Source organism: Leisingera sp. MMG026 (genome assembly GCF_021654205.1).
Lineage (GTDB): Bacteria > Pseudomonadota > Alphaproteobacteria > Rhodobacterales > Rhodobacteraceae > Leisingera.
On record NZ_JAKFZM010000003.1, the window covers coordinates 63881 to 80009 of the forward strand.

Sequence of the window (16129 nt, forward strand, 5' to 3'; positions counted from 1 at the left end):
AAAATACTCAAATTCACCCGGCCACCGCCCTGAGCAGCCGCTTGCGGGCAGCAGGAATGGCCCCGATCTCCAGCCCGGTGAACACATGCAGCGTGTTCATACAGGCATCGACCACCGCATGATCGCTGACCCAGCCGCCCATCAGCAGATAGGTCCGCAGCAGCGGCGGCATATGCAGCATCGCCTTTTTCACATCCGGTTTCCGCCGCAACCGCGCAGCAAAGCGGAACACATCCGGCGCCTTCACCTGCGGCCGCCAGCAAGGCGGCGCCAGATGCCGGTGTTTCAGCAGTGCAAAAGCGTCCAGGTATTCTGCCGTGGCGGTGCCGGCAAAAGACGTGCAGCCAAACAGCATCCGCACATCTTTTGCATCAACAAAGACCGTTACCGCCCCCCAGGCAATGCGCAGGATATCCGGGTCGTGCCAATCGGGATGGATGCAGAACCGGCCCAGCTCCGCCATCCGGCCCTGGAACCCCTGCAACCCCGGCAGATCATAGAACTGCGCCGAATAGCTGCAGCCCAGTTCCGCGCCGCCCCTCAGCACCAGCAGCCGGAAGCAGCAGACCAAAGCACCAGTCCGCACCTCCTCCACCAGCACATGCACGCAGGCCCCATCATAAGCGTCGCAATCGGTGCCGCCGGTGCGAAAGCACAGCGCGCGCAGCGCCTGCGCCGCAGCCACATCCGCAGCCCCCGCCGCCAGGCGCGCGCGGTAACACCCCTTGTGCAATAGCACCTCCGGCACTGCTGCCATTGCGGCCTCCCCCTTCTCCGGTTCAGCCCTTAACATAAGCGCTGTGACAGCCCGGTGAAGCCCGCTGGACCGGCAGCCCCCAGCCTTACTGGTCCTGCAGGAACTGATCGGGACCGAAGTTGCCCAGGCTGCCCAGCAGCTGGCGCAGGAACGTGTTGTCCTGCACGCTGGAACTGGTCACCCGGCGTTCCAGCGGCACCACTTTGCCGTCTTCCAGGCTGAACCGCTCAATCCCCTGCACCACCCCGGCGGTGTCAAAGCTGATCGCGACCAGATCGCGCGCCACCGGTTTCGGGGCTGCGGCGCCATAGTGGCGGAACCGGGTCGCGACGTAATAATAACCGCTGTCGTTCAGCACCCCGGTCGAGGACGGGATGCCGACGCTTTCGGCCACCGAATCCCGGGTATCGATCCCCGGCACCACTTCGGCCAGCTGGTCCGGCGTGGGCACATACCCGTGCTTGCGGTAAACCGACGAACAGGCCGCCAATGCCAGCCCCGCCGCGGCAAAAACCGCCCCGCGCATAACGGACTTAAAGTGAAATGCCTTAGCAACCATGACTGCCCCCCGGCCTTATGCCGCAATGCGCGGCTTGAATACGTCTTTGAACCCGATTACCTAATGACCGCTTCCGGTTCAAGAAACGAAAGTCCCCGATTATGTCTGACAGCACCGCACTGCGGGTGGCGGATCTGCCGCAAAACACCCCGACCGCCTTTGAAATTGTCCCGGATAAAGCAGATCTGGCCGCATTGGCAGCCGAGCTGGGCGTGACCGCCCTGCGCAAAACCCGCTTTAAAGGCGAGATCAAGGCGCGCGGCAAACGCGACTGGCAGCTGACCGGATCCTTGGGCGCCACTGTGGTGCAGGACTGTGTGGTGACACTGGAGCCGGTGACCACACGGATTGAGGAGAACATCCGCCTCACCTACCTGTCCCGTATGGAGATTCCGGACGAAGCCGAGGCGGAAATGCCCGAGGATGACAGCACCGAGGCGCTTGGCAGCCATATTGATCCGGGCGCCGTGATGGCCGAGGCGCTGGCGCTGCATATCCCCGTCTACCCGCGCAAAGACGGCGCTGAGCTGGGCGAAGCGGTCTATACCAAGCCCGGCACGGCGCCGATGCGCGACGAGGATGCCCGCCCCTTTGCCGGTCTTGGCGCGCTGCGCGGGCTTTTGAAAGATGAGGATTAAGCCGGAATTTCCGCGCTTGCGGAAATTGCATCTGGAACCGGCGGCAAAGCTGCCCTAAAAAACACCTTGCGCCGCCGGAGATTCGCAGTATTTTCGCGCGCTCATCGGAATTTTTGGTTGGACAATGCTTGGGCAGGCGCCTAAACGCACGTCAGACTGATCGAACAGAACGCAATCGCGCCGCGGGGATGGCCCCAAGGCCCAAAAGACAAAGGTTGAGACATGGCCGTCCAACAGAATAAAGTATCCAAATCGCGCCGCAACAACCGCCGCGCGCACGATGCACTGGTTGCTGCAAACCCGAACGAATGCGGCAACTGCGGCGAGCTGAAGCGCCCGCACCACGTATGCCCCTCCTGCGGCCATTACGACGACAAAGAAATCGTCGCAGCGGCTGACGAGATCGAGATCGACGAAGACGCGGCATAAGCCACGGACAGGATTTGATGCCAGGCAGGCTTTCGCATGACGGGTAAACCCGATCAAAATCAGGCAAAAGCCGGCCGCATCACCATTTCTGTTGACGCCATGGGCGGAGACGCCGGCCCCGCTGTTGTGGTGGCCGGCATTGCCATGTCGGCGGATAAGAATCCCGATATCGGGTTCATCCTGCACGGCCCCGCCGAACAGCTGAAACCGCTGGTCGCCAAAAAACGCATCCTTGAAGGCCGGGTTGAGATTCGCGACGTCCGCGACGTTGTCACCATGGAGGACAAACCCTCCCAGGTGATGCGCAACGGCAAGGGCACTTCGATGTGGTCGGCCCTGGATGCGGTCAAGAACGGCGAAGCGGGCGGCGCTGTATCCTGCGGCAACACCGGCGCGCTGATGGCGCTTTCGATGCTGCGCCTGCGCAAGCTGCCGGGGGTTAACCGGCCTGCCATTGCCATCCTGTGGCCGTCGCTGAACCCGCAGGGCTTCAACGTGATGCTGGATGTCGGCGCCGACGTGAAGGCGGATGCCGAGGACCTGCTGCAATACGCGCTGATGGGCACCTCATACGTGCGCAATTCCATGGACATTGCCTGCCCGCGGGTCGGCTTGCTGAACGTGGGCACCGAAGAGCACAAGGGCAGCGCCGTGCTGAAAGAGGCCCACGCGCTGATTGCGGAGAACGCCGCACAGTCCAATTATGAATTCACCGGCTTTGTCGAAGGCAGCGATATTCCCGGTGATACCGCAGATGTGATCGTCACCGACGGCTTTACCGGCAATGTGGCGATCAAGACCGGCGAAGGCACCGCGCGGGTAATGCGCACCGCCTTGCGGGAAGCCTTTGAATTTTCGTTTTTGTCCAAGATTGCCGCCCTTCTGGCGATGACCTCTTTGAAAAGACTGTCCAAACGGATGGATCCGCGCCGGGTCAACGGCGGCGTGTTCCTGGGGCTCAATGGCACTGTGGTCAAATCCCACGGCGGCGCCGATGCCATGGGGGTTTCCGCTGCGGTCAAGCTGGCGTTCCGCCTGGCAGAGCATGGATTCGCCGAAAAGCTGGCGGCACGGGTTGCATCTGCCGGTGCGCATACCCAAGATGATACTGCCCCCCGCGAGATGCGGGCGGCCACCGAAAAAGATTAAAATAGGCAGGCAATCGAATGACGCGACGCGCGGTAGTTGTTGGCACAGGACACTATCTCCCCGAACGGGTGGTTGAAAACGCGGAATTCGAAGCCACGCTGGATACCACGGACGAATGGATCCGCAGCCGGTCTGGCATCGAACGCCGCCATTTCGCCGCCGAGGGTGAGACCACATCGGATATGGCCGCCAAGGCAGCGGAACGCGCTTTGGCCGATGCCGGGCTGACGGCCGAAGATGTGGACGCCATCATCGTAGCAACCTCCACCGCCGACCTCACCTTTCCTTCCGCCGCCACTATGGTGCAGTCCAAGCTGGGCATGACAAAAGGCTTTGCCTTTGACGTGCAGGCGGTCTGCGCCGGCTTTGTCTATGCCCTCAGCAATGCCAACGCGCTGATCGCCTCGGGCCAGGCAGAGCGGGTGCTGGTGATCGGCGCCGAGACCTTCAGCCGGATCATGGACTGGACCGACCGCGGCACCTGCGTGCTGTTCGGCGACGGCGCCGGCGCGCTGCTGCTGGAAGGCCAGGAGCAGCCCGGCACCAACAGGGACCGCGGCATCCTGTCGACCGACCTCAACTCGGACGGGCGCTATAAAGATCTCTTGTATGTGGACGGCGGAGTCTCCACCCAGTCGACCGGCCATCTGCGGATGCAGGGCAACCAGGTGTTCCGCCACGCGGTGGAGAAACTCGCCTCTACCGCGAACACCGCGCTGGACAAGGCCGGGCTGGCGGCCGCGGATGTGGATTGGATCGTGCCGCATCAAGCCAATATCCGCATCATCCAGGGCACCGCCAAGAAAATGGGGCTCAGCATGGACAACGTGGTGGTAACCGTGCAGGATCACGGCAACACCTCTGCCGCCTCCATTCCGCTGGCCCTGTCCGTCGGCAAAGAGCGCGGCCAGATCAAAGAAGGCGATCTGATTGTGACCGAAGCCATCGGCGGCGGCCTCGCCTGGGGTGCTGTTGTGGTGCGCTGGTAACCCTGCAGTCTTAATTTCCGCCCGAAACACCCCGCGCAATTCATTGATATTGACAGGGAAATTCCCCGCGCCCTATGCTTTGGCAAACAACGGGGAATGGTATGGGCGAAAAAACACTTACACGAATGGATTTGAGTGAAGCAGTTTTCCGGGAAGTCGGCCTGTCGCGCAATGAAAGCGCGCAGCTGGTGGAAAGCATGCTGCAATACATGTCGGATGCCCTGGTGCGCGGTGAACAGGTGAAGATTTCCTCGTTCGGCACATTCAGCGTGCGGGACAAATCAGCCAGGGTCGGGCGCAACCCGAAAACCGGCGAAGAAGTGCCGATTCAGCCGCGCCGCGTGCTGACCTTCCGGCCCTCCCACCTGATGAAAGACCGCGTGGCAGACGGCAACCGTAAATAACGGGACCAATAGGCCATGTCGAAATCACCGGACGCGTTCCGCACCATTAGCGAAGTTGCGGAATGGCTGGGCGTGCAGGCCCATGTCCTGCGCTTCTGGGAGAGCAAGTTCACCCAGCTCAAACCTGTAAAGCGCGCCGGCGGGCGGCGCTATTACCGGCCTGCGGATATGCTGCTTCTGGGCGGCATCAAGAAACTGCTGCATGACGACGGGCTGCCGATCAAGGAGGTGCAGGCGTTGCTGCGCGAGCATGGCGCGGCGCATGTGTCCGGCTTTTCCCATTCGCTTGACGGCTCAGCCGCAGAGCGCCCCGAAGCCGTGCCGCCGGCCGATAAGCTTGGCGATGATTGGCAAAGCTCGCTGGAGCTGAGCCTTGACGCAGCCGCGCAGGATCCAGATCCAGGCAGCAATGTGGTCGGCTTCCCGCCCGCGCCGGCAGCTGAAGCAGCCACAGCTGAAACCGGCGCACTGCCGGACAGCGGCCCGGCATCTGCCCCCGAAACCGGCCCCGAATCCGGCCCCGGTTCCGCCTCCGAGCTGCAAAATCAGACGGACCCGGAGCCGCCCGCCGCTGACAACGGTGCAGAGGCCGGCTCAGAACACCCAAAGCCCGGCCCCGGCGCCCTCCCTGTGGCAGAAGCCCCCGCAGACCTGCCCCTTGCCAGCGCGCCGGAACCCGAAGCCCCTGCCGCTTTGCCCGATACTGATGCGCCTGACTCTGCTGCATCGCTGGATCTGCCCGCCGCTGAGGCTGCTAAGGATGTTTCAGCCGATGCGTACAGCGCAGGGCCCTCAGTCGATCAGCCCGCCGCCGCCGCCCCGGCACCGGAAGCACCCTTACAGGACCGCCCCGCCACCACGCCGGCGATGGAAGACCCCGCGCCTGCTGCAGCGGTTGAGATTTCCACCCCTGACGCCAAAGCGGAGCCGGCTGCGCCTGTGATGGACAGCCTTGCAGAAGATCCTGCCGCAGCGGAGCCGCCGCAAGCCGGTGCGGATCCCGCTGACCTCCCAGCTGCCTCCGGCCCGGCCGGGGACCAACCGGAAACCAAGGCCCCGGACATGCCTCTGGAGCAGCCGAGTGCAGAGCCGGAGGCGGCACCGCCTGCAAGCGACGCCGCGGCACTTGATCCGGGCACCGCAGCGCCAAAGGCCGAGGAGGCGCAGCCCGCCGCCACGGATATCCCAGCCGCAGTGCCGGGTCTGCCCCCCGAAGCGGCAATCGAAGAGCCGCAAGAATTTGTTTGGGAAACCGATGCGGCTGCGAATCCGGAACCCGTTCCGGAACAGCCCGCAGTCCCGGAAGAATCGGACACCGCGCCAGCGCCAATAGCAGAGCCTGCCTTTGATCCCTCCGCCGCACCGCTGGACAAACCAGCCGCAGCAGCGGAACCGGAACAAGCCGCAGAGCCGGTTGCAGAACAAGCGCCCGAAGCCGGGTCCGAATCGGCGGCCGGGTCCGCGCCGGCAGAACAGCCGGTCCCGGCAGAAGATCCCGTTTCCAGCCAGACACCGGCGCCCGCAGAAGAACCAGAAGTTTTCGCAGCGGACGCTCCGCCAGCGGATCCGGAGCCGGCCGGGGACACGCTGGTGGCCGCCGCAGGCCTGCAGCCGGAAGAGCCGCTGGACTTCGGCTTGGCCCCGCCCGAGGCAGCCTCCGCGCCTGCTTCAGAAGCGGATCCCGCGATGTCTTTCCCGCCGCATGATCTGGACGAGGCCGCCCGGCAAGTGGATGCACTGGAATTCTCCTCCGGCTTCGACCCTGCAGCCGAAGCGCCCCAGGACGGCCCGGCTGAAACGGAAACGCCGGCACCGCAAGAGGCTGCAACGGAAACCACGGCGCCCGGCGCGCCAGTCCAGCCTCCAGCCCAGCCGCCGGTGCCGCAGCCGGGTGTTCTGGCGCATCTCGCCGCCATCCGCAGCTTGCCGCCGCATGTATTGGGTGAAATTGCCGCCTGCGCGGAGGAACTGCGGGGCCTTAACGCAAGCAGCCACTGAACCGGAGTCCAGCCCGTCGCTGGCCCCAGGACGCGGCTGCCGCAGCTGGCCTGCTTTGCTCCCGCTTTCCTCTGCTGACTTTCTTTGCGGCGGCGAGAAAAATATTGCCGCCCCCTCTTGCCCCTGCCGCCAAAACGGTTAGAAGGCTCCTCAACGGGCTATGGCGCAGCCTGGTAGCGCGTCCGTCTGGGGGACGGAAGGTCGCAGGTTCGAGTCCTGCTAGCCCGACCATATGAAAAACGCCCGGGTGTTCACGCACCCGGGCGTTTTCGTATCCAGCGCAGGGCTTTGCCGATTGCGCAGCGCGGCCAATTCGGCCAGCATCGCCGCAAAGCCGGCACCGAGGGGGACAGGACATGACAGGCGTATTGCCCAGCCAAACCATTGAAAAGATGCTGGATCACGGCGAAATCGCCGTCAGCACCCCGCTGGTCGAAGGCCAGGTGCAGCCCGCCAGCCTCGACCTGCGCCTGGGCAACGTGGCTTACCGGGTGCGCGCCTCGTTTCTGACCGGCCAGGGCCGCAGCGTTTCCGACCGCCTGACCGAGTTCGAGATGCACCGGATCAGCCTTGAGGGCGGCGCAGTGCTGGAAAAAGGCTGCGTCTATGTGGTGCCCTTGATGGAAAGCCTGGCGCTGCCAAAGGATGTCTCTGCGGTGGCCAATGCCAAAAGCTCCACCGGGCGGCTGGATCTTCTGACCCGCACCATCACCGATGGCGGCGAGGAATTCGACCGCATCAAACCCGGCTACACCGGCCCGCTTTATGCCGAGATCTGCCCCCGGTCCTTTTCGGTGCTGGTGCGGCCCGGCATGCGGCTCAATCAGATCCGGTTCCGCACCGGCCAGGCAGTCCTCAGCGATGCTGAGCTGAAAATGCTGCACGCAGGCTCGCCGCTGGTTGACGGTGACGCGGTGATCGAGGATGGCCTGGGCTTTTCAGTTGATCTGAAACTGCCCGGCAGTGATCTGGTCGGCTACCGCGCCAAGCCGCATACCGGCGTCATCGACCTGGACCGGATCGGCGAATACGACCCGCAGGAGTACTGGGAGGAAGTGCACACCAAGGACGGCCGCATCATTCTGGACCCCGGTGCCTTTTACATTCTGGTCAGCCGCGAGGCAGTGCATATCCCGCCCGCCTTTGCCGCCGAGATGGCGCCCTATCTGGCCATGGTCGGTGAATTCCGGGTGCATTACGCGGGCTTCTTCGACCCTGGCTTTGGCCATGACGCGGCCGGCGGTACCGGTTCGCGCGGGGTGCTGGAGGTGCGCTGCCACGAGGCGCCTTTTGTGCTGGAGCACGGCCAGGTGGTCGGGCGTCTCGTCTATGAGAAGATGGCAGAGGTGCCCGAGCAGCTTTACGGCGCCGGGATTGCATCTAATTATCAAGGCCAAGGGCTGAAACTGTCAAAGCACTTCAAGACGCCTGCCTGATAGCAAATAGGGCAGCACCCGGCCCAGAAGCCGGGCGTTCACTTCACTGGCCCGCCGTTCGCCAGTTCCTTCGTCGTGCCCGCCTGCACCGGCCGGTCCAGATGCGTCGACAGCACCGTATAGGTGCGGGTGGCACGCACACAGCCGACCTCGTAAATCCGCGCCAGCAGCCCCTCCAGCGCTTTGGGGGAGGCAACCCGCACCTTGAGAATCAGGTTGGTATCCCCGGCAGAGCTGTGCACCTCCTCCAGCTCCGGCATCTCTTGCAGCGCCAAAAGATCCGTGGTCACGCCCCAGCCCTCGGTGTCCACATGGATAAAGGCCAGCAGCGGCTTGCCCACTGCAGCGCCGTCCAGCCGCGCAACGGTCGACTCGATGGCACCAGAGGCACGCAGCCGCTTGACCCGCTCATGCACCGCGGGCGCCGACAGACCGACCTCCTGGCCGATGGCAGCATAAGACAGCGTCGCATCGACGCTCAGCGCACCTAATATTCTTCGGTCCAAAGCATCCAGAACCCGGCCCGGCCCCGTATTCTTCCGAACCCCATCTGTTATTTCCGTTGCCATATCCAGCTGCCCTTCACAGAACGTCATTCAGCACATAGCAAAGTTACCTGAACATTTTCAAGGTAATCCCATGCGAACCCCGATTCTGATCCTGATGAGCGCAATTGGCGTGATTGGTGCAAACTCCCTGCTGCTGTCGCCTGTGGTGACGGCTGTCAGTGAAACCCTGGACGCCTCCACAACAGAGGTGATGCGGGCCGCCAGCGCCTATGGCCTCGGGGTGGCCGCGGCGGCGCTGCTGCTGGCGCCATTGGCAGACCGGATCGGCGCCGGGCGGCTGCTGCGCGCAGCCCTCATGCTGCTGGCAGCTGGACTGGCAGCCAGTGCCGCAGCACCGGATGTCTGGTGGCTGATGGCGGCGCAGGCGGTGTGCGGGCTGGCAGCGGGCGCCGCCCTGCCCTCGATCTATACGCTGGCGATGGTGATCGCCCCCGAAGGGCGCGAGGCGCAGGTGCTGGGCTATGTGCTGGCGGGTTGGACGGTGTCGATGGTGCTGGGCGTCAGCGTCAGCGCCTGGGCCACCGATCTGGCAGGCTGGCGGGCGGTCTATGGCGCCCTGTCTGGCGTGGCGCTTGTGCTGTGGGGCGCGGCGCGCGCCCTGCACGGGGCAGGCAGCCCCAGCGGCCAGGCAACCTCGCCGCTGACTGCGCTGCGGGTGCCGGGCATCATGCGCGGGTTGCTGGCCACTGCGCTGCTGATGCTGGGCTTTTACAGCAGCTATTTCTTCACTGGTGCCCATATCACCCAAGCATTGGGGCACAGCACCACCCAGGCGGGCCTGCTGCCGCTGTTCTACGGCATCGGCTTTGGCCTGGCGGTGCTGCTGGATCCGCTGCTGGACCGGCTGGGCCTGGCGCGGGCGACGCCGCCGGTGTTTCTGGGCGTCACTGCCAGCTATTTGCTGATGATGGTCCGGGCGGACCAATACATGCTGCTGCTGGGCCTCGCAGTGCTGTGGGGGATCTGCCAGCACCTGGCGCTGAACCTGGTGGTGGCGCGGGTGACACAGCTGGACCCGCAGCAGCGCGGCGCCATCATGGGGCTGTTCAGCACCGTGACCTACCTGTGCGTCTTCGCAGCCCCCTTTTGCGGCGCTGCGGCCTATGCCGGCTGGGGACTGGCGGGCTGCTTAGCCGTCTCCGCCCTGCTGTCAGCCTGCGCTGCGCTTGAGGCCATGGGCCTGAGACGCAAGCGGGTCAGCCCTGGCGGCGCCCCGGCTTGACCGGCGGAATGCGCGAACTGCCCGCCTGCTGCGCGGGCGGTGCGCTGCGCGGCTGACCCTTGCCGCGTTTGGCTACCGCGCTGATGCCGGCATTAACGCCCGCATTGACTGCGCGGCTGACCAGCCGCCGCAGCACCATGTTGATGATCGAATTCAATGTCATGGCCTTGGCCCCGCTTCCTGACTGCCCGCGATCTTAAAGGCAAATTAAGACAATTCCGGGGCGCAGAACACCGCTAAACACCGCCGGGACAAGACACCGGCAGACACGATTGCGTAAACCGCGCCCTCAGGCGTCACTCTTCGAACAGTTCCGCCTGTTCTTCCGGTTCCTCGTCGTCGTCGCCCCCCTGGCCCATCGCAAAGGCCCCCGGCGGCGGCCGGTTCTCCAGCAGGCCCGCGGCGCGCAGCTCTTTCAATCCCGGCAGGTCGCGGGCACTTTCCAGGCCGAAGTGATCCAAAAAGACCGGCGTCACCACAAAGGTCACCGGGCGGCCCGGCGTCATCCGGCGGCGGCCCAGGCGGATCCAGTCCATCTCCATCAGCTGGTCAATGGTACCGCGCGACACCGACACGCCGCGGATCTCTTCGATCTCGGTGCGGGTGACCGGCTGGTGATAGGCGACAATCGCCAAAGTCTCAATCGCGGCGCGGCTCAGCTTGCGCAGCTCGGTGGTTTCCTTCTGCATCAGAAAGCCCAGATCGGGTGCTGTGCGGATCGCCCAGGCATCGCCCAGACGCACCACCCGCACGCCGCGCCCCTCATAGCGTTTGCGCAGATGCTCCACCGCCTCGCGCGGGTTGCAGCCATGCGGCATACGGCCTTCCAGATCGCGCAGGGTGACAGGCTCAGGGCTGGCAAACAGCACAGCCTCGACCATCCGCTCCTGCTCCGCCATCGGCGGCGCATCAAAAAGCGTGTCGCTCTCTTCGCGGACGGGAGCGCCGTGGCTGTCCATAAGCTGGTCTTCCATCATGTATCCTCGTTCAGGCTGCGCAGCTGGATCGGCGCAAATATCTCACTCTGACGCAGCTCAAGCCTGCCTTCCTTCACCAGCTGCAAAGACGCAGCAAAGGTGGAGGCAGTGGCCGAGCGGCGCTTGACCGGATCGCTGTGCCAGCCGTCCGGCAGATAGCTGATCAGATCGGTCCAGCCGCCGGTAAAACCCAGCAGCTGGCGCATCCGCTCCAGCGCTTCTTCCATCGTAAAGACCGACTCCCGGTCCATCACAAAGGGGCGGAAATCCTCCTTGGTGCGGATCCGGGCATAGGCCTGCATCAGATCCAGCAGGTTGGCAGTATAGGTAACGGTCTTGATCCGGGCGACGCTCTCTTCTTCGCCGCGGGCAAAGAAGTCGCGCCCCAGCCGGTCGCGGGCCAGCAGCCGGGCCGAAGCATCGCGCATCGCCTGCAGGCGTTCCAGCTGGAACGCCAGGTGTGCCGCCAGTTCCTCGCCCGAGGGGCCGTCTTCCGCCGGGTCGGGGGGCAGCAGCAGGCGGGATTTCAGGAACGCCAGCCAGGCCGCCATCACCAGGTAATCCGCGGCCAGCTCGATCCGCAGCTCCTTGGCCTTGTTGACAAAGGTCAGGTACTGTTTGGCCAGCTCCAGCACCGAGATCTTGCGCAGGTCCACTTTCTGGGTGCGCGACAGGGTCAAAAGCAGGTCAAGCGGGCCTTCGAACCCGTCCACATCCACGATCAGGGCCTCGGCTGCCAGCCGCTCCTCTACCGTCGTGTCCGTGTCTGAAAAAAGTGTCTGCTCAGCCATAAACCTGCCCGCCCATGAGGGCGGCAAGTTCTCTTTCAGCGCTCAGAATGTCAAGGGCAGCAGGCGGGCGGCGGGCCGCCAAAGCGCGTTCTGCGCGGGTCTGCGCCGCCGCTGTCATCGCCCCTGCGGCCTCAGCCACCGCGACCCGTTCCTCCAGCGAGGCATTGCACAAAAGCACAACATCGCAGCCTGCCGCGATCGAGGCGCGGGCATTGTCCGCCAGCGAGCCCTGCAGAGCCTTCATCGAGATGTCGTCGGTCATAACCAGCCCGTCAAACCCGATGCGTTCGCGGATCAGACGCATCATCACCGGTGACGTTGTGGCGGGGCGGTCGTCATAGGCGTCATAGACCAGATGCGCGGTCATCCCCAGCGGCAGGTCGTTCAGTGCCTGGAACGCGGCAAAGTCGCTTTGCTCCAGCACGTCAGGGTGGTTCGCCACATGCGGCAGATCCAGATGGCTGTCAGCAGCGGCGCGGCCATGGCCGGGAATATGCTTCAGCACCGGCAGCACGCCGCCATCAAGATGCGCGGTGGCCACGGCACGGGCAATCCGGACAACCGTTGCGGCGCTGGTGCCATAGCAGCGGTTCTTCAAAAATTCATGGGTTTCCATGCAGGCGACATCGGCGATCGGCGCACAGTTGCTATCGATGCCCAGCGTATACAGCTCATGGGCAATCAACCTATAGCGCAGGTACATTGCCCGCACGGCGTCCTCGCCCGCCAGCTGCACATGCTCCAGCGGCGGCAGCCAATTGCGTGCCAGCGGTTTGCGCAGCCGCTGCACCCGGCCGCCCTCCTGGTCGATGGTGATCGGGGCATCGCGGCCCACCGCCTCGCGGAAGTCACCGCACAGCGCCTGGATCTGTTCGACATCTTCCAGATTGCGGGCAAAAAGGATGAATCCAAACGGATCGGCATCGCGGAAGAACGCCTTTTCATCGGCAGTCAGCCGCAGGCCCTCGGCGTCAAGGATGGTGGCTCCGTAGGTCATAAGATCCCTATCGCCCATGAAAAGCGGGAGGGCAGCGCCCGGCCCGGGGTGGGTGCAAAGCGCCCGGCCTTGGGGCGGGCCGGGCGCTGCGTTACCGTGTGGTTACCGGAATGCAATCGGCATTGCCAGCCACCAGCGCCGAGCAGAACCGGCGGGCGTCCGACAGGCCCGCAAAGCCCATCGCCCGCAGCCGGTAAAACGTGCGCCCGCCGCTTTCGGCGCGTTGAATCACCCGCTGCTTGCCTTCAAGATAGTCCGCGAAACGGGCATGGATACGGTCCCATTCGGCGCGCGCCACCTCCGGGCTTTCATAGGCGCCAAGCTGCGCCAGCCGTGTGCCTGCCGCAAGGGTTGCCGGGTCCACATCAACGGTCCCGGCACGTGCTGCCGGTGCGGCTGCGGCCGGAGCCGGGCTGAACCGTGCGGGCCGGGCCGATGGCCGCAGCGAGACCTTGACACCCGGAGCATTCAGAATTGCAGGCGACGGGACTGCGGCGGCAAGCGCCGGCTGCAGCGGTTCCGGCTGCACGATGGCAGGGGCCTGCGCCGATGCGGGCACTGCGGCGGAAAGCGGCTCGGCCTCACGCGCCAATTCGGCAACCAGCGCGTCGATATCGCCGTTCTGGAACGAGGCAACAGCCTCCTCGCTGACGCCGGGCACTGCGGGAACGCCGGGTTCAACCGGGGCCGCAGGCAGTTCAGCCGCCGGCGCGGCCTCGGCGGCCAGCTCGGGCAGCGGTTTGTCATCTTCGGTCAGCTCAATGGCGGCAGGCGCCAGGGTCAGCCGGTCGGCAGGGGCTTCAGCGCTGCCGCTGGCGGCAACCGCGTTGACAGCCAGCCCCTGGTGATCCGCCTGAGAGCCGCCCGGCAGCACAGGCTGTTCGCGCATCGGTCCTTCGGCTGCGCGCACCACTGGTACGCCGCTGACATCCCGCATCACCAGCTTGTAGCCCCAAAAGCCCACCCCGGCGACCAGCGCAATCGACGCAACTGCTCCCAGAATGCTCAGCGATTTCGAGAATCGCGCCCGCAGCCCGGCAGGAGCAGCAAAAACGGCATAGTCCTGGGGACCATGGCCCTGCCCTTCGGGCTGATAGCCATAGGCGGAGTCTTCATAGCCGTAATTCGGCTCGGCTCCTGGCCCGGAATAGTGCTGGCCCCCGGAGTTCTGGCCGGAATACTGCTGGCCGGAATATTGCTGTGTGTATGTGTTTTCCGAGGCAGTGTCCTGTTCGTGACCGCTGCCTTGTGCATAGGCGCGGCCTTGGCCCGCCTGCGCAAAATACGCCATTTTCCGCCTCACTGCCCGGTTTGGCAGCGCATGGGCTGCGCTGCCGCTGGGTCTCTTGAACTGCCTCAGTCCGGCGGACTGCGCGACTTATGCCCGCAGGGGCTGGCGCCCCATTGGTTATCGCATCTCTTCTGCCGGTTTCACGCCAAGAATACCAAGACCTGCGGAAATGACAACGGAAACGGCCCGGGCCAGCGCCAAATTCGCATGTGTTGCCGATTGGCTGCTCTCCTTAACAAATCGTAAACCTTCGTTCGATTTGCCCAGATGATACAGCCCGTGCAACTCAGACGCGAGATCATAGAGATAGAAGGCCACCCGGTGCGGTTCATTGCTGCGGGCGGCGATTTCCACCTGGCGCGGCCATTCGGCCAGCTTCTTGACCACTGCCAGCTGCGCCGGGTCGGCGATCAGACTCAGATCCGCAGCGTTCAGGGTCGCATCATCGGCAGCGATATTCTGTTCCGCCGCCTTGCGCAGGGTCGAGCAGATCCGCGCGTTGGCGTATTGCACATAGAACACCGGGTTGTCCTTGGACTGCTCCAGCGCCTTATCGAGGTCAAAGTCGAAACCCTGATCGTTCTTGCGGGTCAGCAGCATGAACCGGGTCACGTCTGCGCCCACCGCATCCACCACATCGCGCAGGGTGACAAAGGTCCCTGCCCGCTTGGACATCTTGAATTCCTGACCGTCCTTGAACAGCTTCACCAGCTGGCACAGCTTGATATCCAGCGGCACCCGGCCATCCGACAGCGCCGACACGGCCGCCTTCATCCGTTTGACATAGCCGCCGTGGTCAGCGCCGAAAATGTCGATCAGCTCGTCAAAGCCGCGCTCGACCTTGTCATAGTGATAAGCAATGTCCGGTGCGAAATAGGTCCAGGCGCCATCCGATTTCTTCACCGCCCGGTCAACGTCGTCGCCATGGTCGGTGGATTTGAACAGGGTCTGCTCGCGCGGCTCCCAATCATCGGGCTTTTTGCCCTTGGGCGGCTCCAGCACGCCTTGATAGATCAGCCCCTTGGATTGCAGCGCCTCCAGCGCCGCCTCGATCTTGCCGGTGCCATAGAGGGATTTTTCCGAATAGAACACATCCATTTCGATGCCAAGCTGGGCCAGGTCCTCGCGGATCAGCACCATCATCGCCTCGGTGGAGAACTCCCGCACGTCCGCCAGCCAGACGTCCTCGCCCTTGGCGACATAAGCATCACCCACCTTGTCCTTCAGCGCCTGCCCCACCGGCTTCAGGTAATCACCCGGATAGGTGCCGTCGGCAAAGGCCACTTCCTGCCCGTGCGCTTCCAGGTAGCGCAGGTAGACAGACCGCGCCAGCACATCGACCTGGCCGCCGCCGTCGTTGATGTAGTATTCGCGGGTGACGTCATAGCCGGCATAAGCCAAAAGCGAGGCCAGCGCATCGCCGAACACCGCGCCGCGGGTATGGCCGACGTGCAGCGGGCCGGTCGGGTTGGCCGAGACATATTCCACGTTCACCCGCTTGCCCGCGCCCAGACCAGAGCGGCCGAAATCCGTGCCTGCGTCCAGGACCGATTTCAGAACGTTCTGCCAGATGCCGGGCGCAAGGCGCAGGTTCAAAAAGCCGGGGCCTGCGACCTCGGCCGACGTCACCCGCACATCCGCGGCCAGCCTGGCGGCCAGCGCCTCGGCGATGTCGCGCTGCTTCATCCTGGCGGGCTTGGCCAGAACCATCGCCGCATTGGTTGCCATGTCGCCATGGGCGGCATCGCGCGGCGGCTCCACCGCGACATTGGCAAAATCAAGCCCCTCGGGCAGCGCGCCGTCCGCGGTCATCGCGGTCAGACTGTCAATCACAAGCGAGCGGATATCGGTAAAGAGGTTCATATCTGGCGTCCCATATGTTCAACAGTGCGGATACCGGGGGCCAAAGGCAGGGTCAACAGG

17 protein-coding genes and 1 tRNA gene are annotated in these 16129 nt (G+C 64.3%); 9 read left to right on the forward strand and 9 right to left on the reverse strand.

Annotation, left to right across the window (positions count from 1 at the left end):
* Positions 1–13: 13 nt before the first annotated feature.
* Positions 14–757, reverse strand: a complete 744-nt coding sequence (locus tag L1069_RS02525; protein WP_237454678.1) for a GNAT family N-acyltransferase — start codon at positions 755–757, stop codon at positions 14–16.
* An 85-nt stretch (positions 758–842) separates the two neighbouring features.
* The gene (locus tag L1069_RS02530; RefSeq protein WP_129371206.1) at positions 843–1316 is read right to left on the reverse strand and encodes an outer membrane protein assembly factor BamE; all 474 of its coding nucleotides are present in this window, start codon (positions 1314–1316) and stop codon (positions 843–845) included.
* 101 nt (positions 1317–1417) lie between these two features.
* Here L1069_RS02530 and L1069_RS02535 point away from each other — a divergent pair, with 101 nt between their 5' ends.
* From L1069_RS02535 to L1069_RS02570, 8 genes are all read left to right on the forward strand, one after another.
* Positions 1418–1954: a DUF177 domain-containing protein gene (locus tag L1069_RS02535; RefSeq protein WP_129371207.1), complete on the forward strand. Its 537-nt coding sequence runs from the start codon at positions 1418–1420 to the stop codon at positions 1952–1954.
* 222 nt (positions 1955–2176) lie between these two features.
* Positions 2177–2383, forward strand: coding sequence for a 50S ribosomal protein L32 (rpmF, locus tag L1069_RS02540; RefSeq protein WP_008558107.1), 207 nt, complete (start codon positions 2177–2179; stop codon positions 2381–2383).
* A 36-nt stretch (positions 2384–2419) separates the two neighbouring features.
* A complete protein-coding gene (gene plsX / locus L1069_RS02545; protein WP_237454679.1) occupies positions 2420–3532 on the forward strand; it encodes a phosphate acyltransferase PlsX in 1113 nt (370 codons plus the stop codon).
* A gap of 17 nt (positions 3533–3549) precedes the next feature.
* On the forward strand, positions 3550–4521 hold the full coding sequence (locus tag L1069_RS02550; protein ID WP_129371209.1) for a beta-ketoacyl-ACP synthase III: 972 nt from the start codon (positions 3550–3552) through the stop codon (positions 4519–4521).
* 101 nt (positions 4522–4622) lie between these two features.
* On the forward strand, positions 4623–4925 hold the full coding sequence (gene ihfA / locus L1069_RS02555; RefSeq protein WP_024090431.1) for an integration host factor subunit alpha: 303 nt from the start codon (positions 4623–4625) through the stop codon (positions 4923–4925).
* Between the two features lie 15 nt (positions 4926–4940).
* Entirely contained in the window at positions 4941–6923 is a 1983-nt protein-coding gene (locus L1069_RS02560; RefSeq protein ID WP_237454680.1) for a MerR family transcriptional regulator, read from the forward strand.
* 154 nt (positions 6924–7077) lie between these two features.
* Positions 7078–7154, forward strand: a tRNA-Pro gene (locus L1069_RS02565).
* A 125-nt stretch (positions 7155–7279) separates the two neighbouring features.
* The gene (locus L1069_RS02570) at positions 7280–8359 is read left to right on the forward strand and encodes a 2'-deoxycytidine 5'-triphosphate deaminase (protein ID WP_237454681.1); all 1080 of its coding nucleotides are present in this window, start codon (positions 7280–7282) and stop codon (positions 8357–8359) included.
* A 38-nt stretch (positions 8360–8397) separates the two neighbouring features.
* Here L1069_RS02570 and L1069_RS02575 read toward each other — a convergent pair whose 3' ends face one another.
* Positions 8398–8928, reverse strand: a complete 531-nt coding sequence (locus tag L1069_RS02575) for an Lrp/AsnC family transcriptional regulator (protein WP_129372915.1) — start codon at positions 8926–8928, stop codon at positions 8398–8400.
* Between the two features lie 70 nt (positions 8929–8998).
* Between L1069_RS02575 and L1069_RS02580 the strand changes: the two genes are divergently transcribed.
* Positions 8999–10150, forward strand: coding sequence for an MFS transporter (locus tag L1069_RS02580; RefSeq protein ID WP_237454682.1), 1152 nt, complete (start codon positions 8999–9001; stop codon positions 10148–10150).
* Here L1069_RS02580 and L1069_RS02585 read toward each other — a convergent pair.
* From L1069_RS02585 to argS, 6 genes are all read right to left on the reverse strand, one after another.
* Positions 10125–10313: a hypothetical protein gene (locus L1069_RS02585; protein WP_129371212.1), complete on the reverse strand. Its 189-nt coding sequence runs from the start codon at positions 10311–10313 to the stop codon at positions 10125–10127. The two genes, L1069_RS02580 and L1069_RS02585, sit on opposite strands and share 26 nt — an antisense overlap.
* Positions 10314–10446: 133 nt before the next feature.
* A complete protein-coding gene (gene scpB / locus L1069_RS02590) occupies positions 10447–11124 on the reverse strand; it encodes an SMC-Scp complex subunit ScpB (protein ID WP_205877247.1) in 678 nt (225 codons plus the stop codon).
* Positions 11124–11918 carry a ScpA family protein gene (locus tag L1069_RS02595; RefSeq protein WP_129371213.1) on the reverse strand — a complete coding sequence of 265 codons (795 nt, stop codon included), beginning with the start codon at positions 11916–11918 and terminating at the stop codon, positions 11124–11126. The genes scpB and L1069_RS02595 overlap by 1 nt, the downstream gene beginning before the upstream one ends.
* The gene (gene nagZ / locus L1069_RS02600) at positions 11911–12915 is read right to left on the reverse strand and encodes a beta-N-acetylhexosaminidase (protein ID WP_237454683.1); all 1005 of its coding nucleotides are present in this window, start codon (positions 12913–12915) and stop codon (positions 11911–11913) included. Before nagZ ends, L1069_RS02595 begins: the two co-directional genes overlap by 8 nt.
* Positions 12916–13006: 91 nt before the next feature.
* Positions 13007–14206 carry an SPOR domain-containing protein gene (locus tag L1069_RS02605; RefSeq protein WP_237454684.1) on the reverse strand — a complete coding sequence of 400 codons (1200 nt, stop codon included), beginning with the start codon at positions 14204–14206 and terminating at the stop codon, positions 13007–13009.
* Positions 14207–14323: 117 nt separating this feature from the next.
* The gene (argS, locus tag L1069_RS02610; RefSeq protein ID WP_237454685.1) at positions 14324–16069 is read right to left on the reverse strand and encodes an arginine--tRNA ligase; all 1746 of its coding nucleotides are present in this window, start codon (positions 16067–16069) and stop codon (positions 14324–14326) included.
* Between the last annotated feature and the right edge of the window lie 60 nt (positions 16070–16129).